The 15,594-nt window shown below is 41.3% G+C and carries 12 protein-coding genes and 2 pseudogenes; 4 read left to right on the top strand and 10 right to left on the bottom strand.

Annotated features, from left to right (window positions below):
• Positions 1-95: 95 nt before the first annotated feature.
• The gene (locus F890_RS04160; protein ID WP_005265790.1) at positions 96-1,001 is read left to right on the top strand and encodes a LysR family transcriptional regulator ArgP; all 906 of its coding nucleotides are present in this window, start codon (positions 96-98) and stop codon (positions 999-1,001) included.
• A gap of 5 nt (positions 1,002-1,006) precedes the next feature.
• On the opposite strand, the gene F890_RS04165 is transcribed toward F890_RS04160, so the two are convergent.
• Positions 1,007-1,576, bottom strand: a complete 570-nt coding sequence (locus tag F890_RS04165; protein ID WP_005265791.1) for a nicotinate-nicotinamide nucleotide adenylyltransferase — start codon at positions 1,574-1,576, stop codon at positions 1,007-1,009.
• A gap of 103 nt (positions 1,577-1,679) precedes the next feature.
• Between F890_RS04165 and F890_RS04170 the strand changes: the two genes are divergently transcribed.
• Positions 1,680-2,480 carry an enoyl-CoA hydratase-related protein gene (locus F890_RS04170; RefSeq protein ID WP_004731699.1) on the top strand — a complete coding sequence of 267 codons (801 nt, stop codon included), beginning with the start codon at positions 1,680-1,682 and terminating at the stop codon, positions 2,478-2,480.
• A 71-nt stretch (positions 2,481-2,551) separates the two neighbouring features.
• Positions 2,552-3,346 (top strand): nitroreductase family protein, encoded by a 795-nt coding sequence (locus F890_RS04175; protein WP_005265792.1) that lies wholly within the window; start codon positions 2,552-2,554, stop codon positions 3,344-3,346.
• A gap of 269 nt (positions 3,347-3,615) precedes the next feature.
• On the opposite strand, the gene F890_RS04180 is transcribed toward F890_RS04175, so the two are convergent.
• The 3 genes and pseudogenes from F890_RS04180 to F890_RS19325 all read right to left on the bottom strand — a co-directional run bounded on the left by F890_RS04180 (position 3,616) and on the right by F890_RS19325 (position 5,605).
• On the bottom strand, positions 3,616-4,176 hold the full coding sequence (locus tag F890_RS04180) for a carotenoid oxygenase family protein (protein WP_004279093.1): 561 nt from the start codon (positions 4,174-4,176) through the stop codon (positions 3,616-3,618).
• A 211-nt stretch (positions 4,177-4,387) separates the two neighbouring features.
• Entirely contained in the window at positions 4,388-4,705 is a 318-nt protein-coding gene (locus F890_RS04185) for a YqfO family protein (RefSeq protein WP_005265795.1), read from the bottom strand.
• A gap of 17 nt (positions 4,706-4,722) precedes the next feature.
• A pseudogene (locus F890_RS19325) lies at positions 4,723-5,605 on the bottom strand (LysR substrate-binding domain-containing protein).
• Positions 5,606-5,775: 170 nt separating this feature from the next.
• Between F890_RS19325 and F890_RS04200 the strand changes: the two are divergent.
• Positions 5,776-7,518, top strand: coding sequence for an FAD-dependent oxidoreductase (locus F890_RS04200; RefSeq protein WP_005265798.1), 1,743 nt, complete (start codon positions 5,776-5,778; stop codon positions 7,516-7,518).
• A 64-nt stretch (positions 7,519-7,582) separates the two neighbouring features.
• Here F890_RS04200 and F890_RS04205 read toward each other — a convergent pair.
• From F890_RS04205 to F890_RS18025, 6 genes and pseudogenes are all read right to left on the bottom strand, one after another.
• Positions 7,583-8,622, bottom strand: a pseudogene (locus F890_RS04205) (IS481 family transposase).
• 141 nt (positions 8,623-8,763) lie between these two features.
• Positions 8,764-8,889 carry a KGW motif small protein gene (locus tag F890_RS19205; protein WP_004645654.1) on the bottom strand — a complete coding sequence of 42 codons (126 nt, stop codon included), beginning with the start codon at positions 8,887-8,889 and terminating at the stop codon, positions 8,764-8,766.
• A gap of 286 nt (positions 8,890-9,175) precedes the next feature.
• Positions 9,176-9,421 (bottom strand): abortive infection family protein, encoded by a 246-nt coding sequence (locus F890_RS19020; protein WP_265586699.1) that lies wholly within the window; start codon positions 9,419-9,421, stop codon positions 9,176-9,178.
• Between the two features lie 144 nt (positions 9,422-9,565).
• Positions 9,566-9,919: a hypothetical protein gene (locus F890_RS19025; RefSeq protein WP_005265801.1), complete on the bottom strand. Its 354-nt coding sequence runs from the start codon at positions 9,917-9,919 to the stop codon at positions 9,566-9,568.
• A gap of 120 nt (positions 9,920-10,039) precedes the next feature.
• Positions 10,040-13,873 carry a phosphoribosylformylglycinamidine synthase gene (gene purL / locus F890_RS04215; protein WP_005265802.1) on the bottom strand — a complete coding sequence of 1,278 codons (3,834 nt, stop codon included), beginning with the start codon at positions 13,871-13,873 and terminating at the stop codon, positions 10,040-10,042.
• Positions 13,874-14,419: 546 nt separating this feature from the next.
• Positions 14,420-15,242, bottom strand: a protein-coding gene (locus tag F890_RS18025; protein ID WP_085064288.1) for an IS5 family transposase whose coding sequence is annotated in 2 segments (ribosomal slippage) — positions 14,420-14,860 and positions 14,862-15,242 — 822 coding nt in all. Because the reading frame shifts where the segments join, the coding sequence is not laid out codon by codon here.
• Positions 15,243-15,594 lie beyond the last annotated feature (352 nt).

Below are 15,594 nucleotides of genomic sequence, written 5' to 3' on the forward strand. Positions count from 1 at the left end.
CTTTTTTTGAATAAATGAATTATGCAAAAAAATGAGTGCGATTAATTAAAACTAAGTTAATATCAATTTAACTAAATTATTTTTAGATAACAGATATGCTGAATGCAAAACAATGTGATGCTTTTTACGCAGTTGCAAAAACGGGAAGTTTCGATCTTGCTGCCGAGCAGCTAAATATTACTGCCTCGGCAGTGACCCTTCGTGTTCAAAGTCTGGAAAAAAAATTGGGACAATTGCTTCTGGTGAGAGATCGGCCTTGCCGTGTGACTCAATCCGGACAAACCTTATTGCATTATTTACAGCATCAACGTTTGCTAGAACAGAATCTGATGCAGGATTTGGGTGGACAATTGCAACAGGAAGGTTTCTATTGTCTGAATATTGCCACCAATGCTGATTCGCTCGCGACCTGGCTATTACCAACCTTACAAGCCCAACTGATCCAGCATAAAATTGTGTTGCATTTTCAGGTGGATGATCAATCACAGACTCATCATCTGTTAGAAGCAGGTCTCGTCAATGCCTGTTTGAGTACTGAAGCCAAAGCAATGAAAGGTTGCCGGGCAGAATTGATCGGACAGATGCAATACCGTCTCGTTGCTACGCCTGAATTTTCCCGAAACTGGTTTCATCAAGGCGTACATCGGGATGCGCTACGCCTTGCCCCTGCCATTATTTTTAATGAAAAAGACCAACTCCATACCCAATTTATTCAGCACGAATTTGGCCTGAATCTAGCACAATATCCTCACTTTTTTATTCCATCGACTCATGCATTTTTTGATGCGATTGTCATGGGTCTAGGCTATGGCTGGCTGCCGGACTATCAAACTAGGAATTTGCTGGAGTCAGGTCGACTGCTTGAACTTTCAAGTGAGATGCGAATTGAAGTGCCCTTGTATTGGCATCACTGGAAAGAACAGTCTCCTGGTCTAGAAATCCTTGGGGAGTGTTTGAAACAGCATGCTCAAACTAACATGAATCAACCCATAATAACCTGATACTTTTAAACCAGATTGGTTTTATCATTCTGGGCAAATTTTTCACTGAGTTGCTGATAGGTCGTGGTTTTTTGGAAATTCTCTAGAAAATCAATCGTGCCTTGTGGAAATTTATCTCGTTGAATTTCGCCACGATAATAAGCTTCACGCATCGGCGTAGCGGATAAGGCATCTTCCAGGCTGTCAAGTTCGACCATTTCCCATTCTGGGAAAAACTTTAAATAATAAGAAGAATCATCTTTAAAATGCCCAATTAGTCCGATTTTGGCATCCGGTTCAATAACCTGATTCACCAGCGATTTCACCAGTTTTTGCCATTTTTCATCATTATAAACATCAATGACTTCTACAAATTTGATCCGAGCTTGATCTTCAGGACTGAAATTTGACAGGATCATGGCTTCACGCTCCGAAGCCAAGAATGGATTTTTGATATTGCGTTCATTTTGCGCAGAGCCGAGAGCCAAAATCACATGTTGACTGTGTTGCAGGGCAATGTTAATCGTTTGCATGTGCGCCAGATGAAAAGGCTGAAAGCGGCCAATGAAAACCAGATAATCAAATGTATAGTTCATAAGGGATCAGTTTTTTATGACTCATGAGTTGTGCTGCCCCAATAAATATGCGACATAATCATTCCCATAAAATCAAATTAAGTTTTAAAGCAAGGATAGTACGATGACACTGAGCTGTATTCAACAACCTCATGAGCATTTGAATGCGAATTTAGAACATGGTGTACTCACTTTAGCCATCAATCGTCCGGAAGCGAAAAATGCGTTATATAGCGAACTTTATCTCTGGATTGCGAAAGCTTTAGATGAAGCAGATCAGGCGCCTGAAGTTCGTGTGGTCGTTTTACGTGGTCAGGATGCAGACTTTAGTGCGGGCAATGATATGCAGGATTTTATGAAATCTGCTGCGAAGAAAGGTCAGGCACCCGCCGCTGAAGGCCCACCGTTTGTTTTACTGAAATCTGCTGCAAAATTTTCCAAGCCATTGATTGCTGCGGTGCGTGGTGTTGCAATCGGCATTGGCGTGACGATCTTACTGCATTGTGATCTGGTCTATAGTGACAATACCGCCCTGTTCCAGATTCCATTTGTCAGTCTGGGTCTATCGCCTGAAGGTGCTTCAAGCAAGCTGTTGATTCAGCAAGCGGGTTATCATAAAGCGGCCGAATTATTGCTGACTGCGCAAAAATTCAATAGCGAAAAAGCACTCGACGCAGGTCTGGTGAATAGCATTGAAGAAGATGTTTATACTAAAGCAGCAGCACAAGCTGCCCAGCTCTCTGCCCTGCCATTGGCATCACTGGTGCAATCCAAAGCCTTGATGAAACACAATGTGAATGAAATTGTGGAATGGATTGACCATGAAGCAGAGATTTTCATGCAGCGTGTCGGCTCGCCAGAAATGCTGGAAGCGGTTCAAGCGTTTATGCAAAAACGTAAACCTGATTTCACACAATTCAACTAATTTTCAAACTTATGAGTTCAACGAGGTGGTTTAGACTGCCTCAATCTTTTATTTTTCCAAGAATCTCAAGTATGCCAAATCAAAACTCCCAAACCTCTTCCCAAACAACAGATAGCTCAAATCCAGAAAAGAAACGTTATTACGAACCTGCACCTCAAGATATAGATGTCGATAATTTTCGTAAAGTGATTGAAAGCCGACGTTCAGTGCGTAAATTTACCAAAAAGTCAATTCCCGTTGAAGTTCTAGATGCCTGTTTGGATCTGGCATTGTTGGCACCAAATTCGTCAAACTTGCAGCCTTGGACTTTTTATGTGGTACAAAACTCAGGTAAAAAAAAGCGCTTGGTCAAAGCCTGTATGAGTCAACTGGCAGCCAAAACAGCTTCTGAGTTAATTGTCTGTATCGCACGTACCGACCGTATCGATGAAATGGCGAAGCGAAATGTGAATGAATTTCCATTTCCAGAAGCGCCACCCGCGATTAAGAAATACTATAAATATATTCCTTACAACTATAAGACTGGTTATCTGAATGCTTTTGGTAACTTTAAGAAAGTGGCTTTCAAAGTTGCCCGTACATTGGACAAACAAATGCCAGTGTCTGCTTTCAGCCCGGCTGATGCGAAACTGTGGGCGACCAAAACGACGGCGCTCGCTTGTGAAAATCTGGTCTTAGCTTTACGTGCTTATGGCTTTGACAGCTGTATGATGGAAGGTTTTGATGAGCCGATGGTTCGTGAAATTCTGAAATTAAATGATGAACAGTATCCGGTCATGGTAATTGGTGCGGGTGAACGTGCCGAAGATGGAGTATTCTTCCCGCAGTACCGTTTTGATCGTGAACTGTTTATTCAGAAGATTTAAGTACGTTTATTGAATGAATATCACGGCCTCGACTGTTTTCTTAAATTAACTGATATACGCGTAGGCATTTTCGTTACTTTGACAGGCCAAAGTAACCAAAGCCATTGCCAGACAGAAGGTTCGTCCTTGAACCTCTGTCTGGCAGGTGACATCCATGTCACCTCAATGTAAATTCACTACTATTTTGAAAAGAAATAATATTTGATACGCGGATGGCGAAAAGGAAGAAATCTATTTAGAGCAAATACAAGTCGATGCTAAATCATTTTTTAAGAATAGTTCGCTCTTAATTTCCGATAATCAATCCAGTTACAATGAAATCCGACCGGTACCCGAACTGGTAAATGAATCGTTGCAATGGGTCCTTCTGTAATATGCTGGGCATCCAGAATTACAACTTTCGAGGGGCTACAATCTAAAGCATGGATATAAGACATTAGCCAGCCATCATTTTCAGCCTGAGCATTTTCCCGTGCGACAAAGACTGCCTCACCAGTAACCCAGTTTTCTCCAAAGGAGTAACTTTCTGTGGTTCTGGTTCTTAAATTAAAACACATCACCGTATTGCTGCTGACATGGGAAGGATCGTCAAATTCACCAAAAGAAATACTATAGATATAACGATACTGTCGCCCAATAAATGCTTCATTAATCCGTGGAAATTCCTGCTTGATATTTGATAATACGGTTCGTGTCACTTTTCCCGTTCCTTGTTCAAAAATAAAGCGCTCTAGTCGTATATCCTGATCTTCGATCGGTCCCTGAATCGAGCGGATCAATGCTTTGGAGTGCACTGGAATAGGGAATACGACTATGCAGAATTTCTGCACTGTATTGAATGGATTTACTAAGCGTATTTTTGAGCATTCTGCTCAGCGGTTTTGGCCACTGCATTGTTATTTTCCTTATTGTATTTTTTATCTGGAGTGCTAGGGCAAATTTTATAATAACAAAAGCAGTTTGACTGTTTTTCAAATGTAGACTGACGGCGCGCTAAGATGAACACGCCTCAGTGAATATAATATGAGTAATACTTTGAGTTTAGACTTCGATATCCAACAGCTGGATAAACTCAAAAGCTGGCTCTTCATAAGGATGGCTTTCTTTTAAGGCTTTAGCGACCTCGACTGCCTTTTCATCTGGCACCAGAATTTCTACCCGCCATTCCTCTACCTGTTCCAGTTTACCGACTTCACCAATATGAGGATCTGCACCTTCTTGCGGCTTAAACTGTCCTGTTCCTAAAACCTGCCAGGCGCAGTTCGTATACTCACCAATACCACCCGCTCCTGCTGCAAAGACTGCATTTTTGGTGTCTTCCAGATTTTCGTCCGGTACGTAATAAATCAGCTTTAACATATATTCTTTCCTGAAATTCAGATATTTATTGTATTTTTAAGGGCTTGGGTAATTATCTTCAATGCAGGATTTTGGGAATTCTTGTTAAATGTTGCATACAAGCCTAGTTTTGGCAGTGCCTGATCCGTCTGGATGATTTTCACATGATCATTCAAAAATCTCAGTAAATACTCAGGAGCAAAACTAAAACCCATCCCCATATTGGTCAGATTAATGTGTTGCAACACATTGGTGACCCACAGTAGCTGCTCATGTTCGAGTTGATCAATACCAAGCAGCTGATCCAGCTTTTCATAAAACACGGGTGAAGCATTCTGCTCACACATAATTATATTGTGATTTTTCAGTTCCTGTAATTTCAGGATTCGATCTGTAGGATGCAAATGCTGAGCAGCTAGCAAGTAAATCTGTTCGGTCAATAAATGAATATTGTCAAAATCTGGATGATCCAGATGAAAACGGGTAATACATAAATCCAGTTCAGCATTTTTTATGCCGCTGAATCTGCTCCATACAGGTCAGGCTATGCAAGTGAATTTTTAAGTCAGGCATGGTTTTTTTAAGCTACGCCAGAATCTGAGGCATCACCTTGATTTCTGCAACATTCAGAAAGCCAATATGAATCTGATTATTTTTCTGCTGTGCGACCTGGCGTGCTGCTGCCACTGCCAGCTTGGCATTTTCCAGTGCTTTTTCGGCATAGACCTGAAAAGCCCTCCCTTCATCGGTGAGTTTGACTTTTCTCGATGAACGATCAAACAGATTTACCCCGACTTCCTGTTTCAGATCCTTAATTTGCTGGCTTAATGACGGCTGAGCAGTAAACAGCTTTTCGGCGACCTTGGTAAAACTTTGTTGCTGCGCCACGGTGATAAAATAGCGTAAATGTCGAAGTTCCATAGGCTGCCCGGTTTCTGATCAGGTCAGCATATTAAGATTATGACCTACATATTGCAAATAAGAATAGGTCGATAGTTTATATGAATATCGCTATATCAACAGATCCTGATTTACTAGACTGTATAGCTATATAGATGGCTTGTTCTTCACGCATATACATGGAGTCTTGTATGACACAACACTATGACACTGATGTTCTGATCATTGGTACCGGTCCTGCAGGTTCAACATTAGGTCTGGCCTTGGCCAATTATGGCATCAAGGTACAACTGTTTACCCAGTTTAGCTGGCTGGCCAATAGTCCACGTGCCCATATTACCAATCAGCGTGCCATGGAAGTATTACGTGATTTAGGTATTGAAGAACAGGTTAAAGAGATTGCAACACCATGGGAACAGATGGGTGAAAGCCTGATTACCACCAGTCTGGTCGGCGAAGAAATCGCCCGTTTAAGTGCATGGGGTACCGGTGATGAACGTCATGGTGACTATATCCAAGGCAGTCCATGTCCATTAGTCGATCTGATTCAGCCAAAAATGGAAGCTTTACTGGTGAAAAATGCCGGTGAACGTGGTGCAATTTATAACTTCAATACTGAATACCTGTCACATGTGCAGGACGAAGATGGCGTGACTGCTACTTTCCTGAACCGCATTACCAATACTGAATTTAGCTTAAGAGCAAAATATCTGGTGGGTATGGATGGTGCTAAATCTCGTGTATTGGAACAGCTCGGCTTGCCACTGGAAGGCGTGATGGCACGTGCCGGTACCGTCTATGTGACCTTTAAAGCTGATCTTTCTCAATACGTTCAGCACCGTCCTGCGATTCTGCAATGGATCGTGAATCCTGAAGCCAGCTTTGGCGATCTCGGTATGGGATTGTTACGTGCCATTACGCCATGGAATGAATGGATCATGGGTTGGGGCTTTGACATTTCCAAAGGCGAACCACAAGTTACTGAAGAACAGGTCCGTGCCCGCCTGAATGCTTTTGTTGGTACTGAAGTCGAAGAAGTTGAAATCCAGAAATTATCGTACTGGTATGTGAACCAGACCTGGGCCACTGAATATTCTAAAGGTCGAGTGTTCTGTGGTGGTGATGCAGTACACCGTCATCCACCATCGAGTGGCCTAGGTTCAAATACCTGCATGCAGGATGCCTTTAATCTAGGCTGGAAACTGGCATACGCGGTAAAAGGCTGGGCTGCACCTTCCCTGCTGGATTCCTATACCACCGAGCGTGCACCGGTCGGCAAGCAGATTGTAGCGCGTGCGAACCAGTCACGTTTTGATTATAAATACCTGAAAGAAGTCTTTGGTTTTGATCAAAGTGTGACGACTCAGAAGCAAATGCTGGAACGTATCTTTGCGGAAGATGAGCAAGGTGCTGAAATCCGTCAAAAACTATTTGAAGCTTTGGAAATTAAAAACTTCGAATTTAATGCACAAGGTGTAGAACTGAACCAGCGATATAGCTCCAATACGGTGATTGCAGAATCCGAGCCTGAGATTTTTGAAAAAGATGAGCAGCTTTATTTACAGGCAACCACTCGCCCAGGCGCTAAAGTTCCGCATACTTGGCTGATCAATGCCAAAGGTCAAAAGCAGTCGACACTGGATATTACGGGTAAAGGTCGTTTTACCCTGCTCACAGGTTTATCCGGTAAAGGCTGGAAACAGGCGGCAGAAGCATTGGACTTGCCATATCTGGATGTGACTCAGATTGGTTCACGTGACTATCGTGATGTGTATGGAACCTGGAATGCCAAGTCTGAAATTCATGAATCTGGTGCAGTACTGGTTTGTCCGGATGGTTATGTGGCTTGGCGTTATCAGGACAGTACCAATAAAGCTTTTGATTATGAAAATACGTTAAAGGCGGTATTGAAGCAGGTTCAATTGGTTATTTAAATTATAAAGTGTACTAGCTCAAACCTGATCTGACAGTTACCCATTTTTTATTGTGCCTGTCAGGTTAAATTTGAGCTAAATTCTTCTCAGCCCAAATCCGTTTTCCATCAAGTAAAGTTTCAAGTGGTGTACGACCACAGCACATTTTTCCTTGATGAGTCCGTTCAGTATTATAGAATTTCAGCCAATCGTCTAGATCAACTTGTAATTCTTCCAATGAGCTATAAAGCTTCTTCCTAAACGTAATTTGATAGAACTCCTGCAAAATCGTCTTATGGAAACGCTCACAGATACCATTTGTTTGCGGCGAAGCTGCTTTTGTCTTCGTGTGATCAATATCATTAACTGCCAGATACAACTCATAGTCATGTTGTTCTACCTTACCGCAATACTCAGTACCTCTGTCTGTGAGGATGCGAAGCATTGGTAAGTCCTGAGATTGATAGAATGGCAACACACGATCATTGAGTAAATCAGCCGCTGTAATCGGTGTTTTTGTTGTATAGAGCTTGCAATGAACGACCTTGCTATAAGTGTCGATGAATGTTTGTTGATAGATTCGTCCAACACCTTTTAGATTCCCGACATAAAAGGTGTCTTGCGCGCCTAAATAGCCTGGATGAGCTGTTTCGATTTCACCACAAGCAACGTCATCCTCATGCTTACGTTCAAGTGCCGCAATCTGCTGATCATTTAATTCAATACCATCCTGTGCCACTTTAGCCTCAAGTGCTTTTAAACGCTTCTTAAAGTTTTCTAAATCATGACGAAGCCATATAGAGCGAACCCCACTCCCTGAAACGAATACACCCTTCTTGCGTAATTCATTACTAGTACGGTGCTGACCATATGCGGGATATTGAATTGCGAAATCAATAACAGCCTGTTCAGTAGCATCATCTACACGGTTTTTTAAATTTGGTACTCGACGGGATTTATTGATCAGTGCGTCAATATCACCAGACTTCACTAATTCCTGATAGCGATAAAATGTATCTCTTGAAACACCCATCACTTTGCATGCTCTGGTACATTCTGAAGCTCTTCAGCTAAATTAAGCAGACCTACTTTGTGTTTAATGATTTGATTGTTAGTATGCAACATAAGAAAGTTACCTTTGTTTGATTAAGATTTCGACACCTTTATCAAAACGGGTAACTTTCTCTTTTTCAAGAAGAATGTACGATCAAGTCTGAACTAATACATATAAAGCCACCTTAATGGTGGCTTTCTTAAAGCTGATGATCAAGAACCCTGCAGCAAGTAACTGCCCACAACGAACAATATTTGTAGTCCTACAACAATACAAAACAACATCCAGCCTTTCTGACGCATTGCCGCCTTATCCATTATTCTAAGTGTTTTAGCCATGTCATCACCTCATCTTTGAGAATTGATACTGAACCGATCTATTCCATCTTTCTTTTATAGTGCAATAAAGTTGTGCATAAAACATACCATAGCACTTTATATACAATATAAAAGCAAAATCTAAACCAACTCAGCAGGAAGAAAAAAAATTAAAAAATCAGAATGCTTAAAAAGCAAAAATCCACCAAATTGGTGGTTGAATAATCCTATGTTAGTGAATTTATTTTAATTTTTCCATACAGTAAAATTAAGATACTATTTAAAAACAATATTTATAATAAAGAATTCATTCACCTTGTTTTAATTTCCAAGATGAGAATAAAAACACGGACATTGTACCAGCCAAATTCACTGCTAATTCTGCATGTCTTGGAGAAGGTTTAAAGTTTATTTTACCTTGCCCATGAGCATCACCCACTTTATTTCTCAATGATCCTAAACCTTCAATGATGGAACTACATCCTCCGAGAATTTGTTTGAAAGTCTGCTCCGTATGTTGAGATGGAGCAAGGTTTAATTCTTTACTCACCAATCTATACAGTTGATTTATATCTGGAGCATTGCCATAACCGACTTCGTATTCATCAAGAATATATTTGCAGGTCGATTCTAAAAGTGTTCGAGCTAATGTAATCGCACCTTCGGGATCTGTACTTCTTCGCTCTAATGCTTTCTGCTATATTTGATGTATATAATCCGAGCTTAATTCAGCAATCTTCAACTGTACTACCTGATCCAATGGAGGAACATCTAGACTTTCTAATACATTAAAGAATTCTTTAAATTCCGAATAAATATAATTTTCACGTTCAGCGTAAGATTCAAAATCCCACTTAATCCTAGCTTCAAATTCATCTAATGTGCGTGTGTCTTTAATAAAAAATGGAATATATTCATAAAAGTTTTTAAATGTCAGTAACTCTTGTCTAAGCTGCATAAATGCCTCTGAAGAACCTTTTTCATAAGTATCAGTAGCTCTAGCTATTAGCAATTCTTGTAAAAGTAAAACTTTTTCAATTAAATCGGACATTTGAGGACTCTTTATTCATTTTTTAATCTTTTTCAATTCTATATCTAATCACCTATAAATCTATAATTTGCTTATTAAAAAAGCCCCTTTCGGGGCTTTTTTAATTCTTGATTATATCAATTAGCCAATAAATTTACGTGCATTACGGAACATACGTAACCAAGCACCGTCTTGATCCCAGTCTTCTGGTTTCCAGGAATGCTGGAGCGCGCGGAAGTTACGTTCAGGGTGCGGCATCATAATCGTTGCACGGCCATCCTGAGAGGTTACACCGGTAATACCTTCCGGTGAACCATTCGGGTTCAACGGATATTGTTCAGTTGCATTGCCATGGCTGTCGACATAACGTAGAACCACCTGATTCGATGCATTCAGTGCAGCAAAGTTTTCCGCCGTTGCAACTGCACGACCTTCACCATGCGCCACAGCGATCGGCAGAATCGAACCTTGCATGTCTTGTAACAATACTGAATTCGATTTTTCCACACGAACGTTCACTGCTCGCGCTTCAAATACTTCAGACGTATTGCGATGGAAACGTGGCCAAGCATCCGCACCCGGAATTAATGGAGCCAATTGAGACAACATTTGACAACCATTACAGATACCGAGCGAGAAGGTTTCTTGACGGTTGAAGAATTTCTCAAACTGGTCACGCAATTTAGCATTGAACAATACGGATTTCGCCCAGCCCCCACCAGCGCCCATCACGTCACCATACGAGAAGCCACCACACGTTACCAAACCTTCGAAATCATCCAGGCTGATACGACCTGCCAGCAAGTCACTCATGTGGACGTCAACGGTATTGAAACCGACTTTGTCGAAAGCTGCCGCCATTTCAATATGACCATTCACACCCTGCTCACGCAGAATTGCCATATTTGGACGACGCAAGTTAATGAAAGGTGCTTCAATCGCTTCGTTCAAGTCGAATGTTGGTTGGGCGATAATACCTTTGTGCGCTTTATCAGTAATTAAGGCAAATTCCTGATCTGCAGTTTGTACGTTGTCACGTAGGCGCTGGATTTGATGAGAAACTTCAGTCCATGCCACTTGCAGGTCAGCACGTTCAAGTACCAGACCATTGATAGACAATTGGTCCATATTGTTTACACTACCAACCACTGCAATTGCATCTTTAAGCGTAGATGCTGCAACTTCAGCTTGTAATGCTTCCCAATCTGCTTTGGCAATTTGTAGAACTGCACCAATCTCTTCAGCAAATAGGCTTGCAGTTGATTGATCTTCTAGAGCAACACCCAGACGTGATGCGAACATCATTTCTGCAACAGTCGCCAATAAACCACCATCACCGATGTCATGATACGCCTTGATCAAACCACGGTTGTTCCAGTCTTGAACCAATGCGAAGAATGCTTTGAAGTCATCGAAGCTATCCACATCAGGAGTAACTGAACCAATTGCTTTGTATACCTGCGCCAGAATCGAACCGCCTAAACGGAACTGACCTTTAGACAGATCAATACGAACCAATATAGATTCAATATCTTTCAGTTCAGGAGTCAATGTTTGACGCACATCAGTCACTGGCGCAAATGCAGTGATCACACCCGACATTGGAGAAGTCACAGACTTGTCTTCACCTTCATCATTCCAGGTGGTACGCATAGACAATGAGTCTTTACCGACTGGAATCGCGATACCCAGTGCAGGACACATTTCCATACCGATGGCTTTCACGCCTTCGAACAATGCCTGATCTTCGCCCGGTTGACCCGCAGCAGCCATCCAGTTTGCAGACAATTTGATGTCGCTGATTTTTTCAATCTTCGCAGACATGATGTTCGAGATCGATTCAGCCACAGATAAACGTGCTGATGCAGCAGGATTCAACAACGCTACTGGAGGACGTTCACCCATTGCCATTGCTTCACCGGTGTAACCGACAAGACTTGTAGTTGTTACTGCAGCATCCGCGACAGGAACCTGCCAGCGACCCACCATCTGGTCACGCGCGACCATACCGGTAATCGAACGGTCACCAATACTGATCAGGAATGATTTAGAAGCCACTGTCGGGTTTTTCAGAACGCGATAAATCGCATCTTTTAAATCCGTAACTTTAGCCGCGTCAAAATCATCGCCTTTACGTTCAATCGTTTCATAGGAACGGCTCATACGCGGAGTACCGCCAAGCATCACCTGCATTGGCATATCCACCGGTTTGTTGCCGAACAATGGATCTTCAACGGTTAAATGACGTGCTTCAGTCGCCTCACCCAGTACTGCAAACGGACAACGTTCACGCGCACAGATTGACTCAAATAATTCTAAAGAAGATGGACGAATCGCCAATACATAACGTTCTTGCGCTTCGTTTGACCAGATCTCCATTGGCGACATGCCAGGTTCTAAAGATGGAATCTTACGAAGATCTAGCACCGCACCCAATTCGTGATCATTCACCAGTTCAGGCATGGCATTTGATACACCACCCGCACCGACATCATGTACCGACACGATTGGGTTGTGGTCTTCCATGCGCCAGCAAGTATCGATCACTTCTTGGCAACGGCGTTCCATTTCCGGGTTTTCACGTTGTACTGAGGCAAAATCAAGGTTCTCGCCCAATTTGCCGCTATCTACAGAAGATGCAGCACCCCCGCCAAGACCGATCAGCATGGCTGGACCACCGAGCACGATCAATAAGTCACCCGGTAAGATCGGATCTTTTTCAACGTGATCTGGACGGATATTTCCGTAACCACCAGCGATCATGATTGGCTTATGGAAACCTTTAACATCGCCATTGACGTTTTGTTCAAAAGTACGGAAGTAACCATTTAAAGCTGGACGACCAAATTCGTTATTGAACGCAGCACCACCCAATGGGCCTTCAATCATGATTTGTAACGGCGATGCCATACGCGATGGTTTGCCGTAGTTTTCTTCCCAAGGCTGTTCAAAGCCCGGAATATTCAGGTTAGATACGGTGAAGCCGGTTAAACCTGCTTTAGGCTTACCACCACGACCGGTCGCACCTTCGTCACGGATTTCACCGCCTGAACCTGTCGCTGCACCGGCAAATGGTGCAATCGCAGTTGGATGGTTGTGGGTTTCCACTTTCATCAGGATATGCGCGGCCTGGCTCTTGTATTTATAAACTTGATGACCATTGTCTTCTTGGGTTGGATAAAAACGCTGGGTATCCGAACCAACAATCACCGAAGCGTTGTCTTTATAAGCCGACAATACGTCTGTTGGTGATTCTTTATAGGTGTTCTTGATCATCTGGAACAATGACAATGGCTGAACTTCACCATCAATCGTCCATTCTGAACCGAAGATTTTATGACGACAATGCTCAGAGTTGGCTTGAGCAAACATCATCAGTTCGATGTCATTTGGATTACGGCCTAGCTTGATGAAAGCTTCAGTCAGGTAATCAATTTCATCCATTGATAATGCAAAACCAAACTCGTTGTTGGCTTTTACAAGTGCTTCTTTACCTTCACCCAGAATATCAATCGAGTTCAGTGGTTTTGGCGCAGTTTCCACAAATAATACCGCAGCATCTTCAATCGCATTGAATACGCTTTCGGTCATACGGTCGTGAAGTACTTGCAATGCTTCTTTAGAAAGCTCTTTTACGCCCTTCAAAGTAAATAAAACGCCGCGTTCAAGTCGATGAACCGGCGTATTACAGTTTTTGAAAATGTCCGTCGCTTTAGAGGACCAAGGAGAGATGGTTCCGACGCGCGGTGTGACTAAAATCTGGATTTCATCACTTGCAGCCTGGTGCAATTCAAAAGATTGACCATCGTTGAGAAGCTGTAAAGCTGATTGCTGTTGTTGCTCGCTGAGCGCTTGGTCAAAGAGGTAGACCCATTGACTTTCAATTGATTGAACAGAACTAATTGACGTCAAACGCGATAATAGTTGAGTTTTCTTAAAAGAAGAATGTGCGGGTGCACCGGCAACGATAAACATGCTGATTTTGGCTCCACGGGATGGTCTGAACAACCATGCCACAATGTGACTTGAGAGAGCGCATATTCTACTGTGAAATAAGGAAATCGGCTAGATGCCAAATCAGAAAACTACGTCTGAAATATCCTGGACTTTTAAAATATTTCGTTTATTTTCAGTCAGGAAAATTGAATGTAGTCGCACAGGTTATCACATTTTTTTAAAGAAAAATCAAAACTGCTTCAGAATAATTTTATATGTAAAAATTGTATTATTTTTCAACAACAATCAGTGCAAACTCAAATTCAGGTTTTATTGTCATGACCTGCCAAAACTCCGATTTAGGCCAAAATGAAATACTTGATTACAAGATTTCATGAAGTCGTATTTTTTGAGACTGTTTTTAATTCTTTTGAGTGACTCCTAACTTTGACTTCTAAGATTAGAAAACTGGTTAAAAGTCTTCTGCCGTTCTGCAATACAAGGAACAGTTCTCCGCTCATCTCCTCCATTACAGCACCAGAGGCAAATTACTCTGCCATATAAATAGATCTCTTGCGAAAGTCGTTATTGCAAGTTCATCCGGTTTACCAGTGCAGCGATTAAGTTAATGCGTAAACCGAATCTTTTCCGTCTATTTCGATAGCGTTCACTTAGTATTCTAAATCTTTTCAATTGACTGTTAATATGTTCGATTACAACTCGTATTTTTCCAATCATTTTATTGTAATTTTTCTCAGCATCAAATAAGGGTAAATTCTTCTTTTTCTTTATTGGCATCAATAATTTAAAGCCATCTTGCTCTAACCCATAGTACCCTAAATCGGTCATAACATAGTCACAATGTTTGAATTTCTTAACTGTTTTTCTTGCCAATTTAATATCATGCTGACTGCCAGACGATATATCTACTCCTATGATTTGTTTGCTCTTCGGATGATAGATCACTTGGGCTTTTAACGTATGTTTCTTCTTTTTACCACTGTAGAACTTACTCTGATTTTTTTTTCGGGCGTTCTATTAAACATTCTGTCGCATCAATAATTACCCAGTTAAATTGTTCGTCTGCTGTGGTAATGCTTCGTTTTGGCAGGGTAAAACGTCTTGATTTCATTAATGCATCTTCAACCTTTTTAATAGTTCGATTCACATTACTTTCAGCGATATGGTAATTTGCCGCCAATTCCAATTGGGTGTTGTAGCTCCGTAAGTAATTGAGTGTTAATAATAATTGATCCTCTATAGCTAAAGTATGAGGACGCCCTAATTTCTTTTTAAGTGATTCTGCTTCTTTTAAAACTTCGACCATTTCACTAAAAACTGCTCGAGGTACACCAACCAAGCGCTGGAATTCAGAATCTGAAAAACGATTTAATTTCTGATATTTCATGAAATCTATATTGAGGCAGTTTTTACTTTCGCAAGAGGTCTAATGAGTAATTAATAATGAGTGGCATTTTAATTTGACATAATCTTCAGAATAAAAACCGGACATCTATTCTCATCTTCCAAAAGAATAAAAATAAAATTCCTTATTTTGATCCTTTTATTTTTTCATATTTGATGTTTATCTTCTCAGATCATAATTAAGCGGAATTTACTCATCTAAAAGACCAAAAATCATATCCATAAAATTACTCCACCATATCTAATATTTTGAAATTTCATCACTTATTCATTAGTTCTATTATGCGTAAAAAGCACAATATAAATAGCAAAACACCACTCGTATTTATAAGAAA

This window comes from Acinetobacter sp. CIP 64.7 (assembly GCF_000369745.1).
In the GTDB taxonomy this organism is placed as follows: domain Bacteria; phylum Pseudomonadota; class Gammaproteobacteria; order Pseudomonadales; family Moraxellaceae; genus Acinetobacter; species Acinetobacter fasciculus.

Bases quoted from the DNA above. Each gene is read 5' to 3' on its own strand.
- F890_RS04200 (WP_005265798.1), top strand. From the start codon at position 5,776: ATGACACAACACTATGACACTGATGTTCTGATCATTGGTACCGGTCCT.
- F890_RS04185 (WP_005265795.1), bottom strand. From the start codon at position 4,705: ATGTTAAAGCTGATTTATTACGTACCGGACGAAAATCTGGAAGACACC.
- purL (WP_005265802.1), bottom strand. From the start codon at position 13,873: ATGTTTATCGTTGCCGGTGCACCCGCACATTCTTCTTTTAAGAAAACT.
- F890_RS04175 (WP_005265792.1), top strand. From the start codon at position 2,552: ATGCCAAATCAAAACTCCCAAACCTCTTCCCAAACAACAGATAGCTCA.
- F890_RS19205 (WP_004645654.1), bottom strand. From the start codon at position 8,889: ATGGCTAAAACACTTAGAATAATGGATAAGGCGGCAATGCGTCAGAAA.
- F890_RS19025 (WP_005265801.1), bottom strand. From the start codon at position 9,919: ATGTCCGATTTAATTGAAAAAGTTTTACTTTTACAAGAATTGCTAATA.
- F890_RS04170 (WP_004731699.1), top strand. From the start codon at position 1,680: ATGACACTGAGCTGTATTCAACAACCTCATGAGCATTTGAATGCGAAT.
- F890_RS04165 (WP_005265791.1), bottom strand. From the start codon at position 1,576: ATGAACTATACATTTGATTATCTGGTTTTCATTGGCCGCTTTCAGCCT.
- F890_RS04160 (WP_005265790.1), top strand. From the start codon at position 96: ATGCTGAATGCAAAACAATGTGATGCTTTTTACGCAGTTGCAAAAACG.